Annotated in this window: 21 protein-coding genes; 10 read left to right on the forward strand and 11 right to left on the reverse strand. The window is 55.0% G+C overall.

Annotated elements, in window-relative coordinates; translation table 11 throughout:
* Positions 1–11 precede the first annotated feature (11 nt).
* The 4 genes from DY252_RS17100 to DY252_RS17115 all read right to left on the reverse strand — a co-directional run bounded on the left by DY252_RS17100 (position 12) and on the right by DY252_RS17115 (position 3,889).
* Positions 12–1,199, reverse strand: coding sequence for a vWA domain-containing protein (locus tag DY252_RS17100; protein ID WP_064788561.1), 1,188 nt, complete (start codon positions 1,197–1,199; stop codon positions 12–14).
* 5 nt (positions 1,200–1,204) lie between these two features.
* Positions 1,205–2,053, reverse strand: coding sequence for an AAA family ATPase (locus DY252_RS17105; RefSeq protein ID WP_064788562.1), 849 nt, complete (start codon positions 2,051–2,053; stop codon positions 1,205–1,207).
* An 83-nt stretch (positions 2,054–2,136) separates the two neighbouring features.
* Positions 2,137–3,123, reverse strand: a complete 987-nt coding sequence (locus DY252_RS17110; RefSeq protein WP_064788563.1) for a helix-turn-helix transcriptional regulator — start codon at positions 3,121–3,123, stop codon at positions 2,137–2,139.
* Positions 3,124–3,265: 142 nt separating this feature from the next.
* A complete protein-coding gene (locus tag DY252_RS17115) occupies positions 3,266–3,889 on the reverse strand; it encodes a TetR/AcrR family transcriptional regulator (RefSeq protein WP_064788631.1) in 624 nt (207 codons plus the stop codon).
* Between the two features lie 143 nt (positions 3,890–4,032).
* Here DY252_RS17115 and DY252_RS17120 point away from each other — a divergent pair, with 143 nt between their 5' ends.
* The 8 genes from DY252_RS17120 (at position 4,033) to DY252_RS17155 (ending at position 12,853) form a co-directional block, all read left to right on the forward strand.
* Positions 4,033–5,121 carry an ABC transporter substrate-binding protein gene (locus DY252_RS17120; RefSeq protein ID WP_064788564.1) on the forward strand — a complete coding sequence of 363 codons (1,089 nt, stop codon included), beginning with the start codon at positions 4,033–4,035 and terminating at the stop codon, positions 5,119–5,121.
* 161 nt (positions 5,122–5,282) lie between these two features.
* Positions 5,283–6,146, forward strand: a complete 864-nt coding sequence (locus tag DY252_RS17125; RefSeq protein ID WP_064788565.1) for an ABC transporter permease — start codon at positions 5,283–5,285, stop codon at positions 6,144–6,146.
* 1 nt (position 6,147) lies between these two features.
* A complete protein-coding gene (locus DY252_RS17130; protein ID WP_064788566.1) occupies positions 6,148–6,939 on the forward strand; it encodes an ABC transporter permease in 792 nt (263 codons plus the stop codon).
* The gene (locus DY252_RS22780; RefSeq protein ID WP_064788567.1) at positions 6,936–8,048 is read left to right on the forward strand and encodes an ABC transporter ATP-binding protein; all 1,113 of its coding nucleotides are present in this window, start codon (positions 6,936–6,938) and stop codon (positions 8,046–8,048) included. The genes DY252_RS17130 and DY252_RS22780 overlap by 4 nt, the downstream gene beginning before the upstream one ends.
* Positions 8,045–8,776, forward strand: coding sequence for an MBL fold metallo-hydrolase (locus DY252_RS17140; RefSeq protein ID WP_064788568.1), 732 nt, complete (start codon positions 8,045–8,047; stop codon positions 8,774–8,776). The genes DY252_RS22780 and DY252_RS17140 overlap by 4 nt, the downstream gene beginning before the upstream one ends.
* A 65-nt stretch (positions 8,777–8,841) precedes the next feature.
* Positions 8,842–10,266 (forward strand): aldehyde dehydrogenase family protein, encoded by a 1,425-nt coding sequence (locus DY252_RS17145; RefSeq protein WP_064788569.1) that lies wholly within the window; start codon positions 8,842–8,844, stop codon positions 10,264–10,266.
* A gap of 203 nt (positions 10,267–10,469) precedes the next feature.
* The gene (locus DY252_RS17150) at positions 10,470–11,312 is read left to right on the forward strand and encodes a tetratricopeptide repeat protein (protein ID WP_064788570.1); all 843 of its coding nucleotides are present in this window, start codon (positions 10,470–10,472) and stop codon (positions 11,310–11,312) included.
* 188 nt (positions 11,313–11,500) lie between these two features.
* Complete coding sequence (locus DY252_RS17155; RefSeq protein ID WP_064788571.1) at positions 11,501–12,853, forward strand: DUF2254 domain-containing protein; 1,353 nt, start codon at positions 11,501–11,503, stop codon at positions 12,851–12,853.
* Between the two features lie 78 nt (positions 12,854–12,931).
* On the opposite strand, the gene DY252_RS17160 is transcribed toward DY252_RS17155, so the two are convergent.
* On the reverse strand, positions 12,932–13,201 hold the full coding sequence (locus DY252_RS17160) for a DUF2798 domain-containing protein (protein WP_082923437.1): 270 nt from the start codon (positions 13,199–13,201) through the stop codon (positions 12,932–12,934).
* A gap of 55 nt (positions 13,202–13,256) precedes the next feature.
* Here DY252_RS17160 and DY252_RS17165 point away from each other — a divergent pair, with 55 nt between their 5' ends.
* Positions 13,257–14,162, forward strand: a complete 906-nt coding sequence (locus tag DY252_RS17165; protein ID WP_064788573.1) for a LysR family transcriptional regulator — start codon at positions 13,257–13,259, stop codon at positions 14,160–14,162.
* Positions 14,163–14,251: 89 nt separating this feature from the next.
* Here the strand turns inward: DY252_RS17165 and alaS are convergent, their stop codons facing one another.
* The 6 genes from alaS to DY252_RS17195 form a co-directional block, all read right to left on the reverse strand.
* Entirely contained in the window at positions 14,252–16,906 is a 2,655-nt protein-coding gene (gene alaS / locus DY252_RS17170; RefSeq protein WP_064788574.1) for an alanine--tRNA ligase, read from the reverse strand.
* A gap of 180 nt (positions 16,907–17,086) precedes the next feature.
* Complete coding sequence (locus DY252_RS17175; RefSeq protein WP_064788575.1) at positions 17,087–17,626, reverse strand: GNAT family N-acetyltransferase; 540 nt, start codon at positions 17,624–17,626, stop codon at positions 17,087–17,089.
* Positions 17,613–17,756 (reverse strand): entericidin A/B family lipoprotein, encoded by a 144-nt coding sequence (locus tag DY252_RS17180; protein WP_064788576.1) that lies wholly within the window; start codon positions 17,754–17,756, stop codon positions 17,613–17,615. Before DY252_RS17180 ends, DY252_RS17175 begins: the two co-directional genes overlap by 14 nt.
* 204 nt (positions 17,757–17,960) lie before the next feature.
* On the reverse strand, positions 17,961–18,137 hold the full coding sequence (locus tag DY252_RS17185; protein ID WP_064788578.1) for a DUF1328 domain-containing protein: 177 nt from the start codon (positions 18,135–18,137) through the stop codon (positions 17,961–17,963).
* 101 nt (positions 18,138–18,238) lie between these two features.
* Positions 18,239–18,379, reverse strand: a complete 141-nt coding sequence (locus tag DY252_RS17190; protein WP_082923438.1) for an entericidin A/B family lipoprotein — start codon at positions 18,377–18,379, stop codon at positions 18,239–18,241.
* 216 nt (positions 18,380–18,595) lie between these two features.
* Positions 18,596–19,648, reverse strand: coding sequence for an alpha/beta hydrolase family protein (locus DY252_RS17195; protein ID WP_064788580.1), 1,053 nt, complete (start codon positions 19,646–19,648; stop codon positions 18,596–18,598).
* A 133-nt stretch (positions 19,649–19,781) separates the two neighbouring features.
* On the opposite strand from DY252_RS17195, the gene DY252_RS17200 reads away from it, so the two are divergent.
* Positions 19,782–20,783: a helix-turn-helix domain-containing protein gene (locus DY252_RS17200; protein WP_064788581.1), complete on the forward strand. Its 1,002-nt coding sequence runs from the start codon at positions 19,782–19,784 to the stop codon at positions 20,781–20,783.
* Positions 20,784–20,875: the final 92 nt, after the last annotated feature.

Below are 20,875 nucleotides of genomic sequence, written 5' to 3' on the forward strand. Positions count from 1 at the left end.
AGAACGCGGGCCTAGCGGTTAAGTTCCCCGGTCATGCGATCCAACCCGTCAAGGGTCAGCGGAAACATCCGGCCTTCCATCAATTTATGCATGATCTGGATCGATTGATGGTGGCGCCACCAGTTTTCCGGTTGCGGATTGATCCATGCGGCGTGTTCAAAATGATCGAGCAAACGCTGCATCCAAACTGCCCCTGCTTCGGCATTCCAGTATTCCACCGCCCCGCCGGGATAGGTGATTTCATAGGGGCTCATGGTCGCATCGCCGACAATCACCAGCTTGTAATCCGCGCCATAGGTATTGATCACATCCCATGTCGAAACCTGTTCGTTCCAACGCCGCGCATTATCTTTCCAAAGCCCTTCATAGGGGCAATTGTGGAAGTAATAGTATTCAAGATGCTTGAATTCGGTTTTGACCGCCGAAAACAGCTCTTCACAGACCTTGATGTGATCATCCATTGAGCCGCCAACATCAAACAGCATCAAGACCTTGACCGCGTTATGGCGTTCCGGGCGCATCTGAACATCAAGCCAGCCTTGGCGTGCGGTTGATGTGATGGTGCCCGGCAGATCAAGCTCATCCGCCGCCCCGGTCCGCGCCCATTTGCGCAAACGTCGCAGGGCGACCTTGATATTACGCGTACCGATTTCGACACTGTCATCAAGGTTCTTGAATTCGCGCTTGTCCCAAACCTTGACCGCCCGGCGATGACGGGATTTATCCTGCCCGATCCGCACCCCTTCGGGGTTATAGCCATATGCGCCAAACGGCGATGTCCCGGCCGTCCCGATCCATTTATTGCCGCCCTGATGGCGGCCCTTTTGTTCTTCAAGACGCTGTTTAAGCGTCTCCATCAGCTTTTCCCAGCCGCCAAGGGCTTCGATCTCGGCCTTTTCTTCCTCGGTCAGGAATTTCTCGGCTAGCTTGCGCAGCCACTCTTCGGGGATTTCAGTCTTCTCGACCTCGTCCATGCCGTCAGTCAGGTCAATCACACCTTTGAAATGCTCGGAAAACACTCGGTCGAACTTATCAAGATGGCGTTCATCCTTCACCAGCGCGGACCGCGCCAGATAATAGAAATCCTCAACCGAATAGCCCGCCAGTCCCTTTTCCACCGCCTCAAGCAATGTCAGGTATTCGCGCAAACTGACCGGAACGCGCGCATCTTTCAGCTTATAGAAGAAGCCGGTGAACATCAGGATTAACGCCCTTCGCGCCGTGCCATGAAGGCCAGGCGCTCAAACAGATGCACGTCCTGCTCGTTTTTCAAAAGCGCCCCATGCATCGGGGGCACGGCGGTTTTGGCATCCTTGGCGCGAAGCGCCTCGGGCGGCAAGTCTTCGGCCATCAAAAGCTTCAACCAATCCAGAAGTTCAGAGGTTGAAGGCTTTTTCTTCAGGCCCGACACGTCACGCATGTCGTAAAACAGGTTTAATGCCTCCGACACCAGACGTTTCTGGATACCGGGGTAATGCACCTCGATGATCTCCGCCATGGTGTCTGCATCCGGAAAGCGGATGTAATGGAAGAAACAACGACGCAGGAACGCGTCTGGCAGTTCCTTTTCATTGTTCGATGTGATGATCACAATCGGGCGTTTGGTGGCTTTGACCATCTGCTGGGTCTCGTAAACGAAGAACTCCATCCGGTCGAGTTCCTGAAGCAGGTCATTGGGGAACTCGATATCGGCCTTGTCGATCTCGTCAATCAGAAGGACCGGTGCTTCATCGTCGGCTTCAAACGCCTCCCACAGCTTGCCCTTGACGATGTAATTGCCGATGTCATGGACACGCTCATCACCCAACTGACTGTCGCGCAGGCGCGATACGGCATCATATTCGTAAAGACCCTGCTGGGCGCGTGTGGTGGATTTGATCGACCAGGTGATCAGTTTCTTGCCAAGCGACTTGGCAATTTCTTCGGCCAGGACGGTCTTGCCGGTGCCCGGCTCCCCCTTGACCAGAAGCGGTCGTTGCAACGTGATTGCGGCATTCACCGCCACCATCAGGTCTTCGGTTGCGACGTAATTTTCCGTACCCTGAAACTTCATTTTTTGCCCTGCAACACAAGTTGACGTTTGCGTTAACCTAGGGCGTCAAAGCCAATTGAGCAAGGGCATAAACACCGGGCAGCTTATGCGCAGTTGCGCTTGAGAGCCTGCGCGGGTGTTTCGCCGTACCAGTCGCGATAGGACCGCGAAAAGTTACTGACATGGGCAAAGCCAACGGCTGCGGCGACCTGCTTGACGCTGACGCCACCCTGGCGCAGCAAGTCGCGCGCACGTCTCATCCGTTCATGGCGAATAAACTCCGAACAGCTTTTGCCAGTTTCCTGACGAAACAGACTGTTCAGTCGGTTTGGTGTCATGTGGTTGTCTGCGGCCAGCTGTTCGATTGATATCGACGCCCCCGGGTCTTTGGACACCGTCGCGATCACGCTACCGACAATTGATTTTTCAAGTTCTGTCAGCCCCGAAGGGGCGCCGATTTCCTGCGCTTGATGCGCATGAAGGTCAATGACCTCGCCCAAAAAGAGGCTCGCCAAACCATCAAGCTTTAAAAACCGCCCAGGCCCGGTGACGTGGCTTGAGAACATGGCACTGACGATACTGCGAATGCGGCTATTGACCGCAATTGGGCGTATATCCACAACATCCTGACGGTCGGACAGAAACGGCGCCAAACTTTCGGGCAGCTCATCGCCAAAACGCTGCTTAAAAGGTTCGAGCGGAATGGCCACACCAACATGACGCAGCAGTTGATCTTCGGGCAGGAAATAACGGGTGCCAAACGGATCGATCCGCTTGATCAAACCGACATCGGGCGTCATTTGATAGCGCTTGCCAAGAGGGCATTCGATTTCAAGATTGCCCATGACAATGGCTGATCCGCCGAGCCAGCCGGGGGGCAATGAGTTGCGAACATCGAACAGGGAATTTTCGCGCACCCTTAGTTCGGCACGATGCAAAAGCATACCATTCCCGAAATCAAGCCGTTCAACACGCCCTTGTACCCCGGGAATTTCAAATAACTCGCCATCCGCCAGCCTGAGCTCGCCAATACGGCCCTCATCCGAAAGCCTGCCAAACGCATCATCCGCGTTTTGCCCGGTCTCCTGCATGATCTGCTCGTTTCATTATTGGTGCACGTTTTTGCTGACCGATCAGATGACGGCCAGAAATCTTTTAACATAATGATCGAGATATCAACATGTTGTCTGTGATGACGCGCACGGTTCCCCAAAGTCTCTTCCTCGACGGGCACTAGTCTGCGGTCAGACACATCAACCGCGCCAACGGGGCATTCTGCCGGGCCACTTCGGTCTTAAGGCCATCAACATCCATGTCCTCGTCCTTCACAAACTCGATGAACATCATATTGACGTTGTTAAAGACAAGTTCGCCCACGGCATCACAATCGACCTCTTGCCGGACAATTCCACGTTGCTGAAGGGCCCGAATCAGATCGCAAACCTGTTTGGACAGGCGGTGATCAAGGGCGGTATAGCGCTTTGAAAATGGTGTTTCTGGCTGCGCAATCGACAGCGACATCGCCATGCGCCACATCTCCTTGGAGAGATATGTCAGCGAGTGGTCGTAATATTTCCCGATCAGTTCCGACAAGGCCCGGGCAACTTCATCATGGTTGCGCGCGATGATGGCGTCCCCTGCGGCCAGCACTTCCTCGACCTCCATCGAGACGGTGGCCATCAGGATATCGCCCTTGTTCTTGAAGTAGTTATAGAACGTGCCGACGGACACACCGGCCATTTCGGCAATGTCTTCGATGCGCGCACTGTCATATCCAACGTCACGAAACAGGATTGTTGCCGCCTCAAGAATACGGCGGTTTTTATCGGCTTTCTTTTGGGCGCGCAGTCCTGTCATCGTCACTCCGAAAAAACTGAACGGGTTCAAAATTAACATTGACTCAAAAAATGAACACGTTCAATATTTTTTCAACGGCGCCGGAATGAGCACCGAACAACCCAATTCAAGGGAGGCCTCAAATATGAAATCAGGGAGAGCCTATGTTTCGTCACGTTTCCACGGGGAAGACCCGCAATAAGTTTCTGAGCAGCACTGCGACCTTTATTCTGGGCGCTGTTGCCATGACGCAAAGCGCGTACGCGACCGAAGAATTGAATGCTTTGGTCTGGTGCGACCATACCGATCCGGCGCTGATCGCGCCGTTCGAAGAAAAATACGACGTCAAAGTAAACCTCAAGGAATACGAAGGCACCGGTGCCGGGCTTTCGATCATTGAACAATCCCGTCCGGGCGACTGGGATGTGTTTGTGATTGACGGCGTTGACGTCCATCGCGCGGTTGAAATGGATGTTCTGGCCGAAATCCCGGCCGACGTCCTGCCGACATCCGATATTTTCCCGGAAGTCGTGATGGCCGACAACAATGTGGTGGATGGCAAAACCTATGCCGTCACCGAAAAGTTTGGCTACAACACCATTTCGTTCGACAAGACCAAAGTTGATCCCAAGGACATGGAAGACATGTCGGTGATCTGGTCGGACAAATATGCCGGACGCATTGCTGTTTATGACTACTACCTGCCGGTGATCGGCCTTGTTGGGCTGGGTCTTGGCATTGATACGGCTGATCTTGGCGCGGACGACATGCCTGCGATCAAGGAAAAGCTGTTTGCGATGAAAAAGGTGTCCAAGCAGGTTGGCGAAGTCGTGTCCTCGCAAACCGCCCTTGCAACCGGTGAAGTCGATATCCTTGTCGGTGGCGGTGAATGGATCACGGCCGTGCTTTCCGAAGACAAACCCAACCTTGACTGGATCATCCCCAAACAGGGCGGCCTGCGTTGGGCGCAGTCGATCGGGGTGATGAAGGATTCTGAAAAGCCTGATCTAGCGTTGAAATTCGTTCAATACATCATGAGCCCCGAAGGACAGGCGCGCCTTGCGACCTCGTCTTGTTATTGGGGGATGCCGGCCAACGCCAAGGCGGGTGATAACCTGACCGATGCCCAGAAAGCAGCCCTTCGCTGGGATGATCAGGAAGGGTATCTCAAGAACTCCCAGCTTTATCCGATCCCGGATGCCGATCTTGATGCCGAGATGCAGGATGCCTGGGTCGAGATGCTTCAGCAGTAAGCAACCCCTTGTCTACTGCCAACTGCCACCGGCCGATGCCCTGCTTTTTGCGGGGCATCGGTTCCAAGTTACGCTAAACTCAGCCAAACGGCGCCTCTCATCCCAAGCGCGTTACAAGCAATTAGCGCCAGCACCGGTCCGATTGCGAAAAGGATACCGTTATGGCCACTGCCAGCCTTGAAACACGCGAAAATCGCCGCGCATGGGGCTTTGTGACCCCGGCCCTGCTGTGGACCGTCGCGTTTTTCGTTATTCCCTTTATCGTCATGGCCGCGATCAGCTTGGCGACCCGCAAGGGGCGCGAAATCGTCATGGCATGGAATTTCGACAATTACATCGAGTTCTTTGAAAAGGCCCATTTGCTGAAAGGTCTTTTTGTCTCGCTTGAAATCACCTTCACGGTCACCATCATTTCCGTGATCCTTGCCTATCCGCTGGCCTGGATCATTGCCGAACGCGTGCCCCAGAAATGGCAGCGCATGGCGCTGATCATGGCGATCCTGCCATTCTGGACAAGCTATGTGGTGCGGTCCTATTCCTGGCTTCTGGTGCTGGCGCAAAACGGCGTGATCAATAACACTCTGGTTTATCTGGGTGTGATTTCCGAACCACTCGAACTGGCCAGCACACGAACCGCCACCGTCATCGGCTTTGTGCATTTCTTTGTCATGCTGCTGACGCTCACGATCTATGCCAATCTGGTGCAGATGCCGCCGAACTATCGACGCGCCGCCGCCGATCTTGGTGCAAACGGGTTTCAGGTGTTCTGGCATGTTGTGTTACCGCTCACATTGCCGGGCATTATGGTCGGTGCGTTCCTGACCTTTGTGCTGTGTATTGGCGATTACATCACGCCACAGATCCTGGGCGGCAACAATGAGCTCGCCCTGCCCCAGGTCATCATGCTCCAACTCGGCCGACGGGCAGATTTCCCGATGGCCGCCACGCTTTCGATCATTCTGATGGTGGTGGTAACGATGGCCTATATTGCCTGTGCGCGCTGGCTCAAGATGGAGAGAACGTAAAATGATCTCTTCACGCTTTTCCAAACTGCTGTCCTGGTCCTATCTGGCGGCACTTTATGGCTTCATCTTTTTGCCCGTGGCGGTTCTTGTGCTGTTTTCCTTTCAGGATGGTCGCCTGCCGGTGCCACCCTTTAATGGCGCGACCCTTAAATGGTATGGCGAGGTATTTTCTGACGGCCGTCTGATGTCGGCCCTTGGCAATTCGCTGATGGTTGCCCTTGGCTCGGCCACAGTTGCCTGTGTGCTTGGTTTCTGTGCGGCCTATGGGCTGGCGCGCTTTGTTCTACCCGCATCGCGCTTGCAACGTGGCCTTTTGATTGCGCCAATGACGGTCAGTTACCTGATCATTGCGCTGGGCTTGCTGACCACCTTTAACTGGCTTGGTATTTCGCTGTCGCTTTGGACGGTCGGGATCGGGCATGTGGTGATCAATCTGCCGCTGTGCTTTGCGATTATTTATGCCTCCATGGGCAATCATCAGAAAAATATCGAACGAGCCGCCCGCGATCTGGGTGCCGCCGAATGGCAGGTGATGACGCAGGTGTCTGCCCCGATGTTGATGCCATCGATCCTTGCGGCCTTTTTCCTGTCGGTAACGTTTAGCTGGGATGAATTCATCATCGCATTCTTGCTGTCGCGCTTTGACGTCACCCTGCCGGTTGAAATCTGGAGCATGTTGCGTTCGGGCCTGAACCCGAAAACCAACGCGGTTGGGAGTGTTGTCTTCCTGGTATCGGTTGCGCTGCTGCTTATTCTTGAATTGATTGTCTTTAGAAGGACGGCAAAGAAATGACCGCCCCTGTCTCCATTCGCAACGCCACCAAGATTTTTGGCGACTTTACCGCCCTTGACGATATCAGCCTCGAAATCGCGGCGGGCGAATATATCGTCCTGCTGGGCCCATCGGGCTGCGGCAAGACCACCTTGCTGTCGCTTCTTGGCGGGTTCCTGTCGCCATCCAGTGGCACGATTGAAATCAATGGCAAGGATATGGGCGATGTCGCGCCCGCCAAACGCCCGACCACCACGATGTTTCAGGATTACGCCCTGTTCCCGCATATGAGCTTGCGCGACAATGTCGCCTTTGGCCTTAAAATGCGCAAGGTCGGCAAATCCGAACGCCACGCCAAGGCCGAAGAACTGCTTGATATGGTCGGGCTTAAGACATCGGCCAACAAGAAACCGCATGAACTTTCAGGTGGGCAGCGTCAACGCGTTGCCCTTGCCCGTGCACTGGCGGTTGAGCCCGATGTGCTGTTGCTTGATGAACCGCTGGGTGCGCTCGACCTCAAACTCCGTCGTCAGATGCAGGACGAACTTAAAGCTATCCAGAAACGGGTTGGCACCACCTTTGTCCACGTCACCCATGATCAGGAAGAGGCCATGGCGATTGCCGATCGGATCGTGGTGATGAATGCCGGCCGGATCGAAGATGTCGGAAGCCCCGAAAACATCTATATGCAGCCCAAGACGATTTTCACCGCAAGCTTCATGGGCGAAGTCAATTTCATCCCCGGCACATTTGAAAGCGCAACCGACAGCACCATTTCCGTCAAGACACCGCTTGGTACTGTTGAACTGCCTGAATTCGAATGCAGGGGCTTTACCCCCGGTGCATCGGTCACCCTTGCCATTCGCCCGGAACACTTCCGTGCCAGCACCGGGACTGGCTCGCGCATCACGCTGGGCAAGGCCAAGGTCGAAGACGGATCGTTCTTTGGCACCCATCATCGCGCCCATCTAAGCCCGCTTGATTACCCCAACATGACGATCACCGCCCACATGCCACAATCGGCCATCATCGAACCGGGGGCATGGGTTGAACTGACCCTTGATCCAACCTCGGTTGTGGTGCTGCATGGCCATCCGCCCCGCCCCACACCAGAAAGTGCTGCCCTATGATGATCGACCGCGCCAAACCCGAAGACTGGTATAGCCTGAAAACTGTCGGCGATGACGTGACCTATATCGGCGAGCCGTTTATCGAGGAATTTTACCGCTGCAACATCTGGCATGTGCGTGGGCGTGATGGCGACATGCTGGTCGATAGTGGCATGGGCGTTGTATCGCTGACCGGGTGGGTGCCGCTTGTCACCGAACGTAGCGTTCAGGCGGTTGCCAGCCACACCCATTTTGACCATATCGGCTGCCACCATGAATTTGAAAACCGTGTGTGCCATCGGTGTGAGGCCGATCTCCTGGCCGCGCCAACGCGCAAGAACACACTTGCTGATCCCTATGTCACCGACGAGATTTTCACAAAACTGCCGCCGCTTCCCTATGCCTCGACCACCTATGCAGTCAAGGCCGCACCGGCGACCCGGATTGTCGAGGACGGCGATGTGATTGACCTGGGCGACCGCCATTTCGAGGTCATCCACACACCGGGCCATTCACCGGGCGGTATTGCCCTTTGGGAAAAGGCCACCGGCATCCTGTTTTCCGGCGACATTGTTTATGATGGACCTTTGATCGAAGACACTTATCATGCAAATGCAGCTGACTATGTTCGATCGATGGAACGGCTTTATGATTTGCCGGTCCGGGTCGTGCATGGCGGGCATTTCGCCAGTTACGGGGCCGAACGCCACCGGGAAATCATAAAAAACTGGCTGAGGGAACGAACCTGAAACCGCGCCACCCGTGCCGGGGCTAACGCCTTGGCCCAACACAGAGAAACTCAGGAAGGCTTCCAATGGATAACGCAGGCAAATTTTACATCAACGGCAAATGGGTTGATCCGATTTCCTCGGAAAAGATGGACGTGATCAATCCGGCCACCGAAGAAGTCATCACCCAAATCACTTTGGCCAGCGAAGAAGACGTCGACCTTGCCGTCGCCGCGGCCAAGCGCGCCTTTGAAAGCTACAGCCAGACCACGCTCGAACAGCGCCTTGGCTGGCTTGAAAACCTGCTTGCGATCTATAAGCGCCGCTATGACGAAGTCGCCGATACCATCACCATGGAACTCGGCGCGCCGACCACCATGTCACACGAACAGCAGGCCGCAGCCGGCACGGCACATCTCGAAGACTTCATTGTTGCGCTTAAAAAGCTCAAGACTGAGGAAATCCTTTATAATGGCGAGCTTTTGTTGCGTGAACCGATCGGAGTTTGTGGCCTGATCACCCCGTGGAACTGGCCGATCAACCAGATCGTGCTTAAGGTCATCCCGGCCCTTGCCACGGGCTGCACCTGTGTGTTGAAACCATCCGAATTCACGCCGCTTAATGCCATGCTTTATGCCGAAATGATCCATGAGGCGGGCTTCCCGGCCGGGGCCTTTAACATGGTTCAGGGGGCCGGTCCGGTCGCCGGTGCGACCCTGTCACGTCATCCTGACATCACCATGATGTCGTTTACCGGATCGACCCGTGCGGGCAAGGCGATCACCAAGGATGCGTCGGAAAACATCAAACGCGTCACGCTTGAGCTCGGCGGCAAATCGCCCAATATCGTGTTTGATGATGTCGATATTGAAGACCGCATCGCCTGGAGTGTGAATGCCGTTTTCAACAACTCCGGCCAGACCTGCGATGCGCCGACCCGCATGCTGGTGCAACGCTCGATCTATGATGACGCGGTCAAGGTTGCCAAACGCGTTGGCGAACAGGCATCCGTCGGCGATCCGACCAAGGAAGGCAGCCATATCGGCCCGCTGGTCAGCCACATTCAGTTTGACCGGGTTCAGACCCTTATTCAGGCTGGCATTGACGAAGGTGCGACCCTTCTTGTTGGCGGTGCGGGCAAGCCCGACGACACCAATGAAGGCTACTTCGTCAAACCGACCATCTTTGCCGATGTGAACAACAATATGCGCATCGCACGCGAGGAAATCTTTGGCCCGGTGGTTTCGATGATCCCGTTCGACACCGAAGAAGAGGCGATTGAGATCGCCAATGATACGCCCTATGGCCTTGCCGCCTATGTCCAGACCCCGGATGCCCAAAAGGCCGACCGCGTTGCCCGCAAACTGCGCGCTGGCATGGTGTTGCTCAATGGCTCCTCCCCAATGGCGGGCAGTCCGTTTGGCGGCTACAAGCAATCGGGCAATGGCCGCGAAGGCGGGTTGTTTGGCCTTGAAGACTTCATGGAAATCAAGATGATCCATAAGCTTTAAGCCACGCATATCATGATCACACAAAGGCCCCGGCACATTCCGGGGCCTTTGTTTTTTGGCGCTCACAACGGCAACAGGTTTGGCGTAATGAATTCGTTATGACATAGGGCTGGTAATGATCGGTTTGGGCATTATAATCCCATCGTTAATCGATAAATTCAGCAATCCGGTCAACGGATTGCGATTGGATTGGGAGACCTCCTATGAATGCAATGTCCTTTTCTGATATGGGGCTTGCCGCCTTGAAGCAGCGACAGTATGACGCTGCAATCAACATGCTGCGCCAGGCACTTGGCGAAGATATGGATAATCTGGATGCCCGTTTCGGGCTGGCGCGTGCACTTCATGAAAAAGGTTCGATCATCGAAGCAATCGGTGAGTATCGCACGGTGCTGCAATCTGATGGGGGTCATGAAGACTGCCTGCATCACATTGCACGCGCATTGCTTGAAAACGGTGACGCACGTGGCACACTGAACCATATTGATATCGTGCTGCGCACCAAACCGACTGATCCTGAAATGCTGACCTTGCGCGGGCAGGCATTGATCGAGCTGGAACGCTATGACGCCGCCCTTTCTGCCCTGCAAACCGCCGCCCATCACAATCCCGGATCAGAGAACATCCACCGTCTGATCGCCACATGCCATCGCGCCAACGAGGATTTTGAAGGCGAACGGCGTGCGGTTGAACAGCTGCTTCGGATCAATCCGTCCTCGCTTGCTGCATCGAACGATTTGGGTGTGATCAATCTGCGTGAAGGCCATCTGATCGCAGCCTTTGAGGCGTTTGAACAAATCCTGTCCCAGGATGCCAACCATCCGCAGGCAACGCTTAATCGCGCCATCGCCCTGACCGTTATGGGCGGGATGGATCATGACGCGATCTGGAACCGGGTGATGGAAGTCTGTGACGAGATCGATAACCTTGAGGATATCCGGGCGGCCGCCGATCAACTGGCAAAGCTGCCCGACACTGCGCGCAAGGGCACGCCCGAGGCAGAGGCCCTGATCGGCAAAGCAGCCATAGAACAAGTCGATATCTGAGACGTTTGCCCTGCCTTTCTGCACGCGGTTCGTCATCGCTTGCGCATTTTAAAATCCCCTTTGCCGAGGGCAAAACAGATCCCGCGGGAACTGCATGCACTGATCGGCGTTTAATCATATGATGTCCATGCGTTTTCCCCGGATCCGGGTCACGCGACACTCTTTGACCCGAAAGGGGTTTTTGCATCATGGTTCAACGCCTGATCCGCGTCTGGGAATTTCTGACCTATAGCCTGTGGGTATCGCCTTTGCTTTTTGCGCTGGGCGGTGCGGCCTTTGCGGTTGGCATTATGGCAGCCCCCCAGGATATCCTGCGCGACCTGTTCCCCAGCCTGTTGCCCGGGTTTGATGAAATCCAGGCGGTGCGCGGCTTGCTTGAAACCCTGTTGGCCACGTTGGTCACCCTGACGACCTTTGCCCTGTCGATCACGATGGTGGTTCTCACCCTTGCCGCCGGATCACTTGGACCGCGCATGATCCGCAACTTCATGGGCGATAACAAAACCCAGAACGCGCTGGGCACCTTTGTTGGCAGCATCCTGTTTTTGATCACCTCGCTGATGCTGATGGGCGAAAAACCGGAAACGGCACCGGTACCGCATCTGGCTGTGACGGTCGGTATCGCGCTGTTTGTCATCAGCGTTTTTGTCCTGATCCTGTTTGTCCATCATCTTGGCCGGTCGATCGTTGCCGACGAGGTCATTCAGCGTGTTGGCAAAAACCTTGAAGAAACCATTCAGTCAGCCAGCAATACCTTGACCGATCCGATCAAGGCCGCCGAAAAGGCCCAGACAACCCTGCCAGACCCACAGGACATCCCCCGCGATCAGGCCATTTGCGTCGCGTCTTCGGGATATGTGCAGGGCGTGGATTATGAAAAAATCTGTGAGATCGCCAAACAGACGGATACGCGTATCTCGCTTGTGATCCGTGCAGGCCAACACGTGCTGATCGGTGATATCGTCGGACGCATCACCCCCTTGAAGGATTACGTCTCCAAACAGGCACAAGACAATATCGAACAATGCCACGCTGATATTCTTGAGGCGATCATGATCGGATCGCACCGCACGGCCATGCTGGATGTCGAATTTGCCCTGCGCCAACTGGTCGAAGTCGCCCTGCGCGCCCTGTCACCGGGCATCAATGACCCGTTCACGGCCATTGCCGCGATCTATCGTCTGGGGGACGCGCTTCCACATGCCGTGCAGTTCCGCTATCCGGTCGGCATCTGGCGCGATGATGACGATCAAGTTCGCCTGCATGCCATGATGTCCGATTTTGGCGGCATGCTTGGGGCGGCCTATGACCAGATCCGCCAGTCTGCGACGGCAAAGCCGGATGTGTTGTTGCCGATGGCTGAAATCCTTGAAAGCCTGATGCGGCTGGCAGAGACCGATCATCAACGCGAAGTGCTGCGCACCCACGCCCGCATGATCGCCAATGCCGCGGAACGTGACATCCCGGAAGAAAACGACCGCAAAACAGTCCTGCGCGCCGCCAACCGTGTCTTGCATCACCAGGAACCGGCCCACCGTTGAGCATGACAGCAAACCGGCCGAGTCACCTGTGGTGCCGACCGGCTGGGGGTACTAAAAGCAGCTTGCATTTAATCTGCGTCAGGCAGGCTGGCGCACCAGGCGTGCGGTAATCTTGCCGACTTTTCCGGCACTGAGTACCACCAGAGAATAGCCAATTGGCCAGGAAACCATGAAAGCATTGGCCCATCGTAGCGGATAGTCTGCATCCATGCCGGTATTGAGCAATGTGACGATGCCCGTCATCAAAAAGCAAAGCCAGAGCGACATAAAAAAGGCAAAGACGAAGCGGTGCATGTGAGGGGGAAACATTGGTGTCCTCATGTTTGGTCTGTCATCGGCGGCAAACATCGCTTATTCTTGTTTTTGAGAATAGACGAAATTTATGAAAGCCAAATTCTCATAAATGGAACACGCACATCACCTTGATGATCTGGCGATCTTTGCCCGGCTGGTGGAGGCCGGCAGTCTGCGCCGGGGATCAACGGCCCTGCGAATGCCGGTTGCGACAATTAGTCGTCGTTTGCAAAAACTTGAAACAGCCCTTGGATGCAAGCTGCTTCAACGCGGCGGCAATGGCTTTGCCCTGACCGAGGCAGGACGCGAATATTATGATCGGCTCAAACCGATGTTGCTTGAGCTCAGCACACAGCTTCATGAAATCGATCAGCGCCAAAGTCAGTGCGTCGGTCTGCTGCGGGTCGGCATGCCGGTCAATCTGGCAGTGCAATGGCTTGATCGGTTTTTATCCGATTTCATGACGCGGTATCCCCGGATCGATTTGCATGTCACACTATCGAACAGAACCCTTGACCAGCAGGAGGCACCATTTGATGTCGCCATCCGGGTCGGCAAGCAAACCCAGAAATCCCTGATGGTCAAACGGCTGACCGGCACCTGGCTGGTGCTGTGTTGCGCACCGGCATATCTGGCGCGCAGGGCCGCACCGACGGCCCCCGATCAACTGATCGATCACGATCTGATCGTTGCCCGACCGCTTACCACCTGGCGTTTTCGCCATCCTCAAAACGGTGCGGTTGAAACCTTTGGCGTTTCCGGACGTTTCAGCGTTGATGAAATGGAACTTGCCACCCGCATGATCGTGAACGGGCATGGCATTGGCCTGATCCCAAACAGCATGATCGCCGGCCATTTAAAGAAGGGCAATCTTGCGCCCCTTTTGACAGAATGGGAAACCGATCAGCGTGACTTTTATGCCGTCTGGCATGAAAGCGATTTCATGCCGATGCGCCAGCGCGTCTTCATCGACGAACTCACGCACTTTGCCGCAACCAACCCGCCAGACGTTTAATATGAACGCCTGAAACCAATCATCAGACAAATAAAAAGGGCCCCGATCGGGCCCTTTCCATTCATCATACTCTTGATCGCGATAATCGCTTAGCTAGCGATATGCGCCTCAATCGCGGCCAGTGCGGCATCCGCCTGCGACGGATCAGAACCGCCGCCCTGCGCCATGTCCGGACGGCCACCGCCGCCCTTGCCACCGAGCTTTTCAACACCGATGCGCACAAGATCAACGGCGCTGTATTTATCCGTCAGGTCCGCGGTCAGGCCGACGACGATGGACGCCTTGCCACCGTCACCCGAGACGAGTGCGACAATGCCCGAACCCATCTGATCGCGGAGCTCGTCAACCATGCCTTTGAGTTCCTTGGCCGGAATGCCGTCAAGCGACCGTAGTGCCATTTTGACACCGTTGACTTCCTTGAAGGCATCACCGCCAGAAGCCGCACCCGAGCCAGCCGTTGCCAGCTTCTTGCGCAAATCGGATACTTCACGTTCCAGACGACGACGTTCTTCCTGCAGCGCCTTGACGCGGGCCGGGACGTCTTCGGGAACGGCCTTAAGGTCTGCGGCAACCGTGGTCAGAACGTTTTCACGCGCTGACATGTATTTGGCGGCATCGGCACCGGTCAGTGCTTCGATACGGCGGACACCACTTGAAACCGCACCCTCAGACACGATTTTGAACATGCCGATATCACCGGTGCGCTTCACATGCGTACCGCCGCAAAGTTCCAGCGAATAGGCATGTTCATTGGCAACCGGCAGACCCATCGACACAACGCGGACTTCATCGCCGTATTTTTCGCCAAACAGTGCCATCGCGCCGAGTTCAATCGCCTCGTCCGGGGTCATCAGGCGGGTAGTGACTTCGCTGTTTTCGCGGATCAGGCTGTTAACATCGGCCTCAATAACTGCGGCTTCCTCGGCCGTGACGGCCTTCGGATGCGAAATATCGAAACGCAGACGGTCAGCTGCGACCAAGGAACCCTTCTGGGTCACGTGATCGCCAAGATGCTTGCGCAGAACCGCATGCAACAAGTGGGTGGCCGAGTGGTTGGCACGCAAGCTTGAACGACGGGTATGATCAACGCGGAATTCTGCGGCATCGCCCACCTTGACGTCACCTTCGGTCACTTTGCCAAGATGCACATGCAAGCTTCCCAGCTTTTTCTGGGTATCGGTGATTTCAATGATCGCACCGTGCTCGGTTTTGATCACACCGGCATCACCCTGCTGACCACCGGACTCACCAAAGAAGGTGGTCTGGTTGGCAAGAACGGCAACTTCGTCACCCTTGGATGCGGATTTGACTTCGGCACCGTCCTTGATCAGCGCGGTAACAACACCCTCGGCGGTTTCGGTTTCATACCCCAGGAATTCGGTCGCGCCATCACGGTCATTGATGTCAAACCAGACTTCCTCGGTCGCGGCTTCGCCCGAACCGGACCATGCCGCGCGTGCCTTGGCTTTCTGTTCTTCCATGGCGGTGGTGAAGCCGGCTTCATCGATACCGATTTTGCGTTCTTTGAGCGCATCGGCCGTCAGATCAAGCGGGAAGCCGTAGGTGTCATAGAGCTTGAACGCGACGTCACCCGAAAGGGTCGCACCGGCATCCATGCCATCAGTCGCGTCATCAAGCATCTTAAGCCCGCGATCAAGCATGGTTTTAAAGCCCTGCTCTTCAAGCTTGAGGGTTTCTTCGATCAAGGCCTGTGCACGGACCAGTTCCGGGAAGGCACCGCCCATTTTGCTTACCAGGGCCGGGACCAGCTTATACATCGTCGGATCCTGGGTTCCGACCATATGCAGGTGGCGCATCGCGCGGCGCATGATACGGCGCAGAACGTTGCCGCGACCGGCATTGGACGGCAGAACACCATCGGCAATCAGGAAGCTGGTCGAACGCAAATGGTCGGCAACCACGCGGTGCGACACATTATGCGAACCATCCGGATCGGTGTTGGTGGCATCGGCCGATGCTTCGACCAGCGCACGCATCAAATCGATGTCATAGTTGTCGTGCTTGCCCTGAAGCACAGCGGCAATACGTTCCAGACCCATGCCGGTATCGATCGACGGTTTTGGCAGATCGACACGATCACCATTTGCCATCTGTTCGTACTGCATGAAGACGAGGTTCCAGATTTCGATGAAACGGTCGCCGTCTTCTTCCGCACTGCCCGGAGGGCCACCCCAGATGTGGTCGCCATGGTCAAAGAAGATTTCCGAGCACGGACCACACGGGCCGGTATCGCCCATCGACCAGAAGTTATCAGAGGTCGGGATACGGATGATGCGATCATCGGTCAGACCGGCGATCTTTTTCCAAAGACCATGTGCCTCGTCATCGGTGTGATACACCGTGACCAGAAGCTTGTCAGCCGGAAGACCATATTCCTTGGTGATCAGGTTCCAGGCGAACTCAATCGCGTTTTCCTTGAAATAGTCGCCAAACGAGAAGTTGCCGAGCATTTCAAAGAAGGTGTGATGGCGTGCGGTATGACCGACATTTTCAAGGTCGTTATGCTTGCCCCCGGCGCGTACGCATTTCTGCGAGGTCGCGGCACGCGAATAATCGCGGTGTTCCTGGCCGGTGAAAACGTTCTTGAACTGAACCATCCCGGCGTTGGTAAACATCAGGGTGGGGTCATTGCGCGGCACCAGCGGGCTGGAGGAAACGACTTCGTGGCCGTTCTTGCGGAAGAACTCCAGAAACGTGGTGCGGATATCGTTGACGGTCTGCATATCTCTCCAACCCGGAAAACGCGGAACAACTGCGCTCGCCATGCTGGCGAACGGACTGCCCTATTTAGCGGCTCGGCCCTGCCCTGTCCAGTCAGGCGAAAGGAGTCCGGGGGATTTGCCGCAAGTTTTGCCCAATTCGGCAATTTGGCGCCGGTTAATCGGGCCAAACCCAGCCGAAATTCAGCTAGTTTTCAGCAATAATGTGAATCGATCCCGGTTCATTTCCTTGACAAACCCGGCGGCCTCAAACCCAAGGCCCAGCAACAATTTGCGCGACGCCGAATTTTGCGGATGGGCAAAGGCGGTCAGACACGAAATCGATGTCCTGCCCCGCCCATAGTCAAGCGCCGCAGCCGCCAGTTCCCGGCCAAGCCCCTGCCCCCAAGCGTTCGGCGCCAGATAATAGCCAAGCTCAGGCCCCCAACCGGGATCAAACGGATCGGTATAAAGCCCGCCCCATCCGATGATGTCGCCAGACGTGCGCAGCCTTACGACCCATGGTGCAAATCCATCACGACGTCGGAACCATTCATGGACCAGTACGCGCTTGCGGCACGCCGCAAAGCTTTCATCACACTGGGTGAACCGCATGGCATCACGATCACCAAGGAACGCATAAAGGTCGGGGATGTCGGCCAATCTGGCCGCCGAAAGGTCGAGGCGGTCTGTGTGAAGACGGTTGGTCTGAAGATGGGCCGTTCTCGGACTAGTCGTCTGCACTGTCCTGAATCGACTTACCAAGTTTTTCCATATCGCGACCAAATCCTTCGGCAGTTTCGCAGGCACCAAGGGCAAGGCCAAAGCCAATAACCATCAGAACGGCCAGAAGACGCTTTGTGATCGTTTCCATCTTTTCAGGATGCTCCATTCAAGTCCGCGGGCAAGCATGCGCCCATATTGTTGTTTATCTCGGCATTTTGGCCTCGGGGCCTCTGGCTTGCAACCGTTATCGCACACAAGGACCGTTTGCCACACTGAACGCAGAAAAGGACGCCGAAATGGCGTCCTTTCTATATGCATTTATGCGTCGTGCAGTCTTGCACCTGTTTGGTCATTAGACCGGCGGTCTGCGGCCACGCAGTGCGTTGATAACAAGCGAGACGACAAACAGAACGAGGAAAACAAAGAACAAGATCTTTGCGATTCCAACGAACGTCCCGGCAAGGCCGCCAAAGCCAAGAACGGCGGCGATCAGAGCCAGAACCAAACAGAAAATTGCCCAACCTAACATGTTTTTATCTCCTTTGTTCGGTATGCGCTGACATACCATCGGCGCATTTTATTCAGACGCTGCCAAATGATCTGCCAGCGATAGAAGCAAGGAACAGTCTATTAATCAGCTTCGTTCTGAATGGCTTCACCAGCGTCTTCGACGTCTTCGCCGAAGCCTTCGGCAGTTTCACAGGCAGCAAGGCCAAGGCCCATACCCGAAATCATCAGAATCGCGAGAAACTTTTTCATCGTATTCGACATGTTCATTCTCCTGGTTGATCGTGTCAAAGCTCACAGGAATTCAAACGGCGACAACTCATAATTGTTCCCGGCACGGTTCTTCCCGGTCAAATTTCCCGGCGCGAACAGCACAACAATTCATTGATTCTAAATGACCTTTTCTCAATCGTGATCATTTTGGGGCACGTCAAGTGAAGGAGATCACGGTGGACCTCCTTCACATCAATACCTGCGAAATCAGGATGGCTTTGCATCAAGCACCAGATATTCACTGATTTCATCAATGATCTGGCGATGGATCAGGGCGCGGTCCGTACCAGGGGGATCGGTGCAGATCGGATCGCTACCTTCTTCTTTCAGAATTTCGGCGGCGTTTGGCTGACATTCGTCAAGAAATGTCAGGTGATGTGCAGGCGCAAAATTTGCCGAAGATGCATTTTTGATCCGTGCAACAAGATTGCTGCCAGTCGGACCAAAATCGGCAGCCGCCCATTTTTCTTCTTCGCCAAGGCCAATGCAAAGCACCGGAGACGTCACCGCTGCAAGGCTTTGCTCCGTCGCGGCGAACCCCATGCCCGGTTCAATCGCAATACTACGCACAATCCGGTCATCCCGGCTGGGAACGTCGAAGTCATTGGGCATATGATCAAGATCGACGCCTCCCTTGCGCAAAAAGTCGCAATCCTGTGCGGCATCGCCAAATCGGTCGCAATATTGCGCAAAAAGCGTTTGATCAAACCTTACCCCGATAAGGTTTAGGACCGTCGTTCCACCCAAAGAGAAGCCAATCGCAGAGATATTTTGGCGATCAATGTAAGGAGCAAAGGACGGATTTGACAGAACCTGATCAAGGGTTGCCCGAATATCTGCCGCCCGCTCGCCAATAAATGGTGTCCGGCGGGGTGAAGAATCCCCTGATGTGGTGCCGGGATGGTTTAGCGCAACAACAATTGCACCGCGCAAGGCCAGTTGCGAAGACAACCAGCCAAGTCCATCCATATTACCGCCCGAGCCATGGGACAGAAGAACCAGCGGGTGCTTACCCGGTGCAATTGCTGCACCGATATAGGCGCTTGTTCCCTTCCAGATGATATTGTTGCCGACAGGTGCCTTGTAAATCACGGTATCTGCGGGATACCAGACTGAGGCCGCGATTGGCATGGAACGATGGGCAGCGCGCACATCAAAACGATCGTACCCGGCATAATCGGTTTGCTGTTCCGCCAGTACAGGCGATGTTTTCAGACCTGCGAACAGACACAGGGCAAAGGCGAGATATATCGGTTTCATCACAAGGATCCTTGTCCTAAGTTGGAGTACAGAAGAAGTTCTGCCCAAAACAGGATGGCCTTGCGTCCTCGAACGGGTTTGTGGACGTCTCAAAACCGGTTTTGATACCCCTTAGGCGGAAAATTGCGATCAGATGCTTGTTCTACCTGTTCCGATGATTGTGGCGCTGGTTTTAGGGTTCTTGTTTGTCCGCGCCCTTGTCGGCCAGAAAACGCCCAAGATGCTGATGGCGCTTCTGCTGGCGGCTGCCGCGCAAAGTTTTTTGGTCGGCCTTGTTCAATATTACGGCATTGATGGACTGAGATGGCTTCAGCCGATCACGGCTTCTGCCATTCCGGTCATGGCATGGATGGCGTTTGTTGAGGCAAGCCTTCGCGCCCGTTTACAACGCGCAGATCTGCTGAATTTTTCGATGCCTGCACTTGTCGCGCTCTGTGTCTTCTTTTTGCCTGTCGTGATTGATGCTGTGCTGTGCAGCCTTTTTGTCGGATATGGATTGGCAATTTTGGTGATGCTTCGTCGCCAACGGGGTGATTTTGCACATATGCGTCTGACATCGGGACAGATCCCTGCACTGGTCTGGCGTTTTATTGCGATTACACTGATCCTATCAGCCATCAGCGACCTGTTGATATTGCTGGCCAAGATTGACGGGAACGATGAGGTTGCCGGTGTGGTTCTCAGCGTCACCTCGTCAATCGCGCTCTTGACGATTGGCTTTCTCAGCCTGTCGCCAGACATTGCGATTGATATCGCATTGAAGGACCCGGTCGATGATAGCCAGGCCACATTAAGTTCTGAGCAATGTCAGGCCATCATGAACGAACTCAACGCGTTACAGACACAGGAACGGTTGTATCTTGATCCGGATCTGACCCTTGCCCGCATTTCCCGACGCATGAGACGTCCGCTCAAACAGATTTCAATGGCGATCAACACCACGACCGGTGAAAACGTGTCGCGCTATATCAATAAGTACCGGATTGAGCATGCCTGTCGCATGCTTGACGCGGGGGAAAATGTGACCAACACGATGCTTGAGAGCGGCTTTAACACCAAGTCCAACTTCAATCGTGAATTCCTGCGGATTACAGGCAAAACGCCAAGCCAATGGCAGCAACAAGGTTCCACCTAGCCCCTCAGCCGGAAAACACAAACCGGCAGCGTGAGCAGTAAAGAAAAAGGCGGCACCCGTTTTGGCGCCGCCTTTTGCAATCAGTTGGAATG

It is taken from the genome of Thalassospira indica (genome assembly GCF_003403095.1).
GTDB lineage: Bacteria > Pseudomonadota > Alphaproteobacteria > Rhodospirillales > Thalassospiraceae > Thalassospira > Thalassospira indica.

Coding starts and splice junctions, on each gene's coding strand:
- DY252_RS17100 (WP_064788561.1), bottom strand. CDS start 1,199: ATGTTCACCGGCTTCTTCTATAAGCTGAAAGATGCGCGCGTTCCGGTC.
- DY252_RS17105 (WP_064788562.1), bottom strand. CDS start 2,053: ATGAAGTTTCAGGGTACGGAAAATTACGTCGCAACCGAAGACCTGATG.
- DY252_RS17110 (WP_064788563.1), bottom strand. CDS start 3,123: ATGCAGGAGACCGGGCAAAACGCGGATGATGCGTTTGGCAGGCTTTCG.
- DY252_RS17115 (WP_064788631.1), bottom strand. CDS start 3,889: ATGACAGGACTGCGCGCCCAAAAGAAAGCCGATAAAAACCGCCGTATT.
- DY252_RS17120 (WP_064788564.1), top strand. CDS start 4,033: ATGTTTCGTCACGTTTCCACGGGGAAGACCCGCAATAAGTTTCTGAGC.
- DY252_RS17125 (WP_064788565.1), top strand. CDS start 5,283: ATGGCCACTGCCAGCCTTGAAACACGCGAAAATCGCCGCGCATGGGGC.
- DY252_RS17130 (WP_064788566.1), top strand. CDS start 6,148: ATGATCTCTTCACGCTTTTCCAAACTGCTGTCCTGGTCCTATCTGGCG.
- DY252_RS22780 (WP_064788567.1), top strand. CDS start 6,936: ATGACCGCCCCTGTCTCCATTCGCAACGCCACCAAGATTTTTGGCGAC.
- DY252_RS17140 (WP_064788568.1), top strand. CDS start 8,045: ATGATGATCGACCGCGCCAAACCCGAAGACTGGTATAGCCTGAAAACT.
- DY252_RS17145 (WP_064788569.1), top strand. CDS start 8,842: ATGGATAACGCAGGCAAATTTTACATCAACGGCAAATGGGTTGATCCG.
- DY252_RS17150 (WP_064788570.1), top strand. CDS start 10,470: ATGAATGCAATGTCCTTTTCTGATATGGGGCTTGCCGCCTTGAAGCAG.
- DY252_RS17155 (WP_064788571.1), top strand. CDS start 11,501: ATGGTTCAACGCCTGATCCGCGTCTGGGAATTTCTGACCTATAGCCTG.
- DY252_RS17160 (WP_082923437.1), bottom strand. CDS start 13,201: ATGTTTGCCGCCGATGACAGACCAAACATGAGGACACCAATGTTTCCC.
- DY252_RS17165 (WP_064788573.1), top strand. CDS start 13,257: ATGGAACACGCACATCACCTTGATGATCTGGCGATCTTTGCCCGGCTG.
- alaS (WP_064788574.1), bottom strand. CDS start 16,906: ATGCAGACCGTCAACGATATCCGCACCACGTTTCTGGAGTTCTTCCGC.
- DY252_RS17180 (WP_064788576.1), bottom strand. CDS start 17,756: ATGGAAACGATCACAAAGCGTCTTCTGGCCGTTCTGATGGTTATTGGC.
- DY252_RS17185 (WP_064788578.1), bottom strand. CDS start 18,137: ATGTTAGGTTGGGCAATTTTCTGTTTGGTTCTGGCTCTGATCGCCGCC.
- DY252_RS17190 (WP_082923438.1), bottom strand. CDS start 18,379: ATGTCGAATACGATGAAAAAGTTTCTCGCGATTCTGATGATTTCGGGT.
- DY252_RS17195 (WP_064788580.1), bottom strand. CDS start 19,648: ATGAAACCGATATATCTCGCCTTTGCCCTGTGTCTGTTCGCAGGTCTG.
- DY252_RS17200 (WP_064788581.1), top strand. CDS start 19,782: ATGCTTGTTCTACCTGTTCCGATGATTGTGGCGCTGGTTTTAGGGTTC.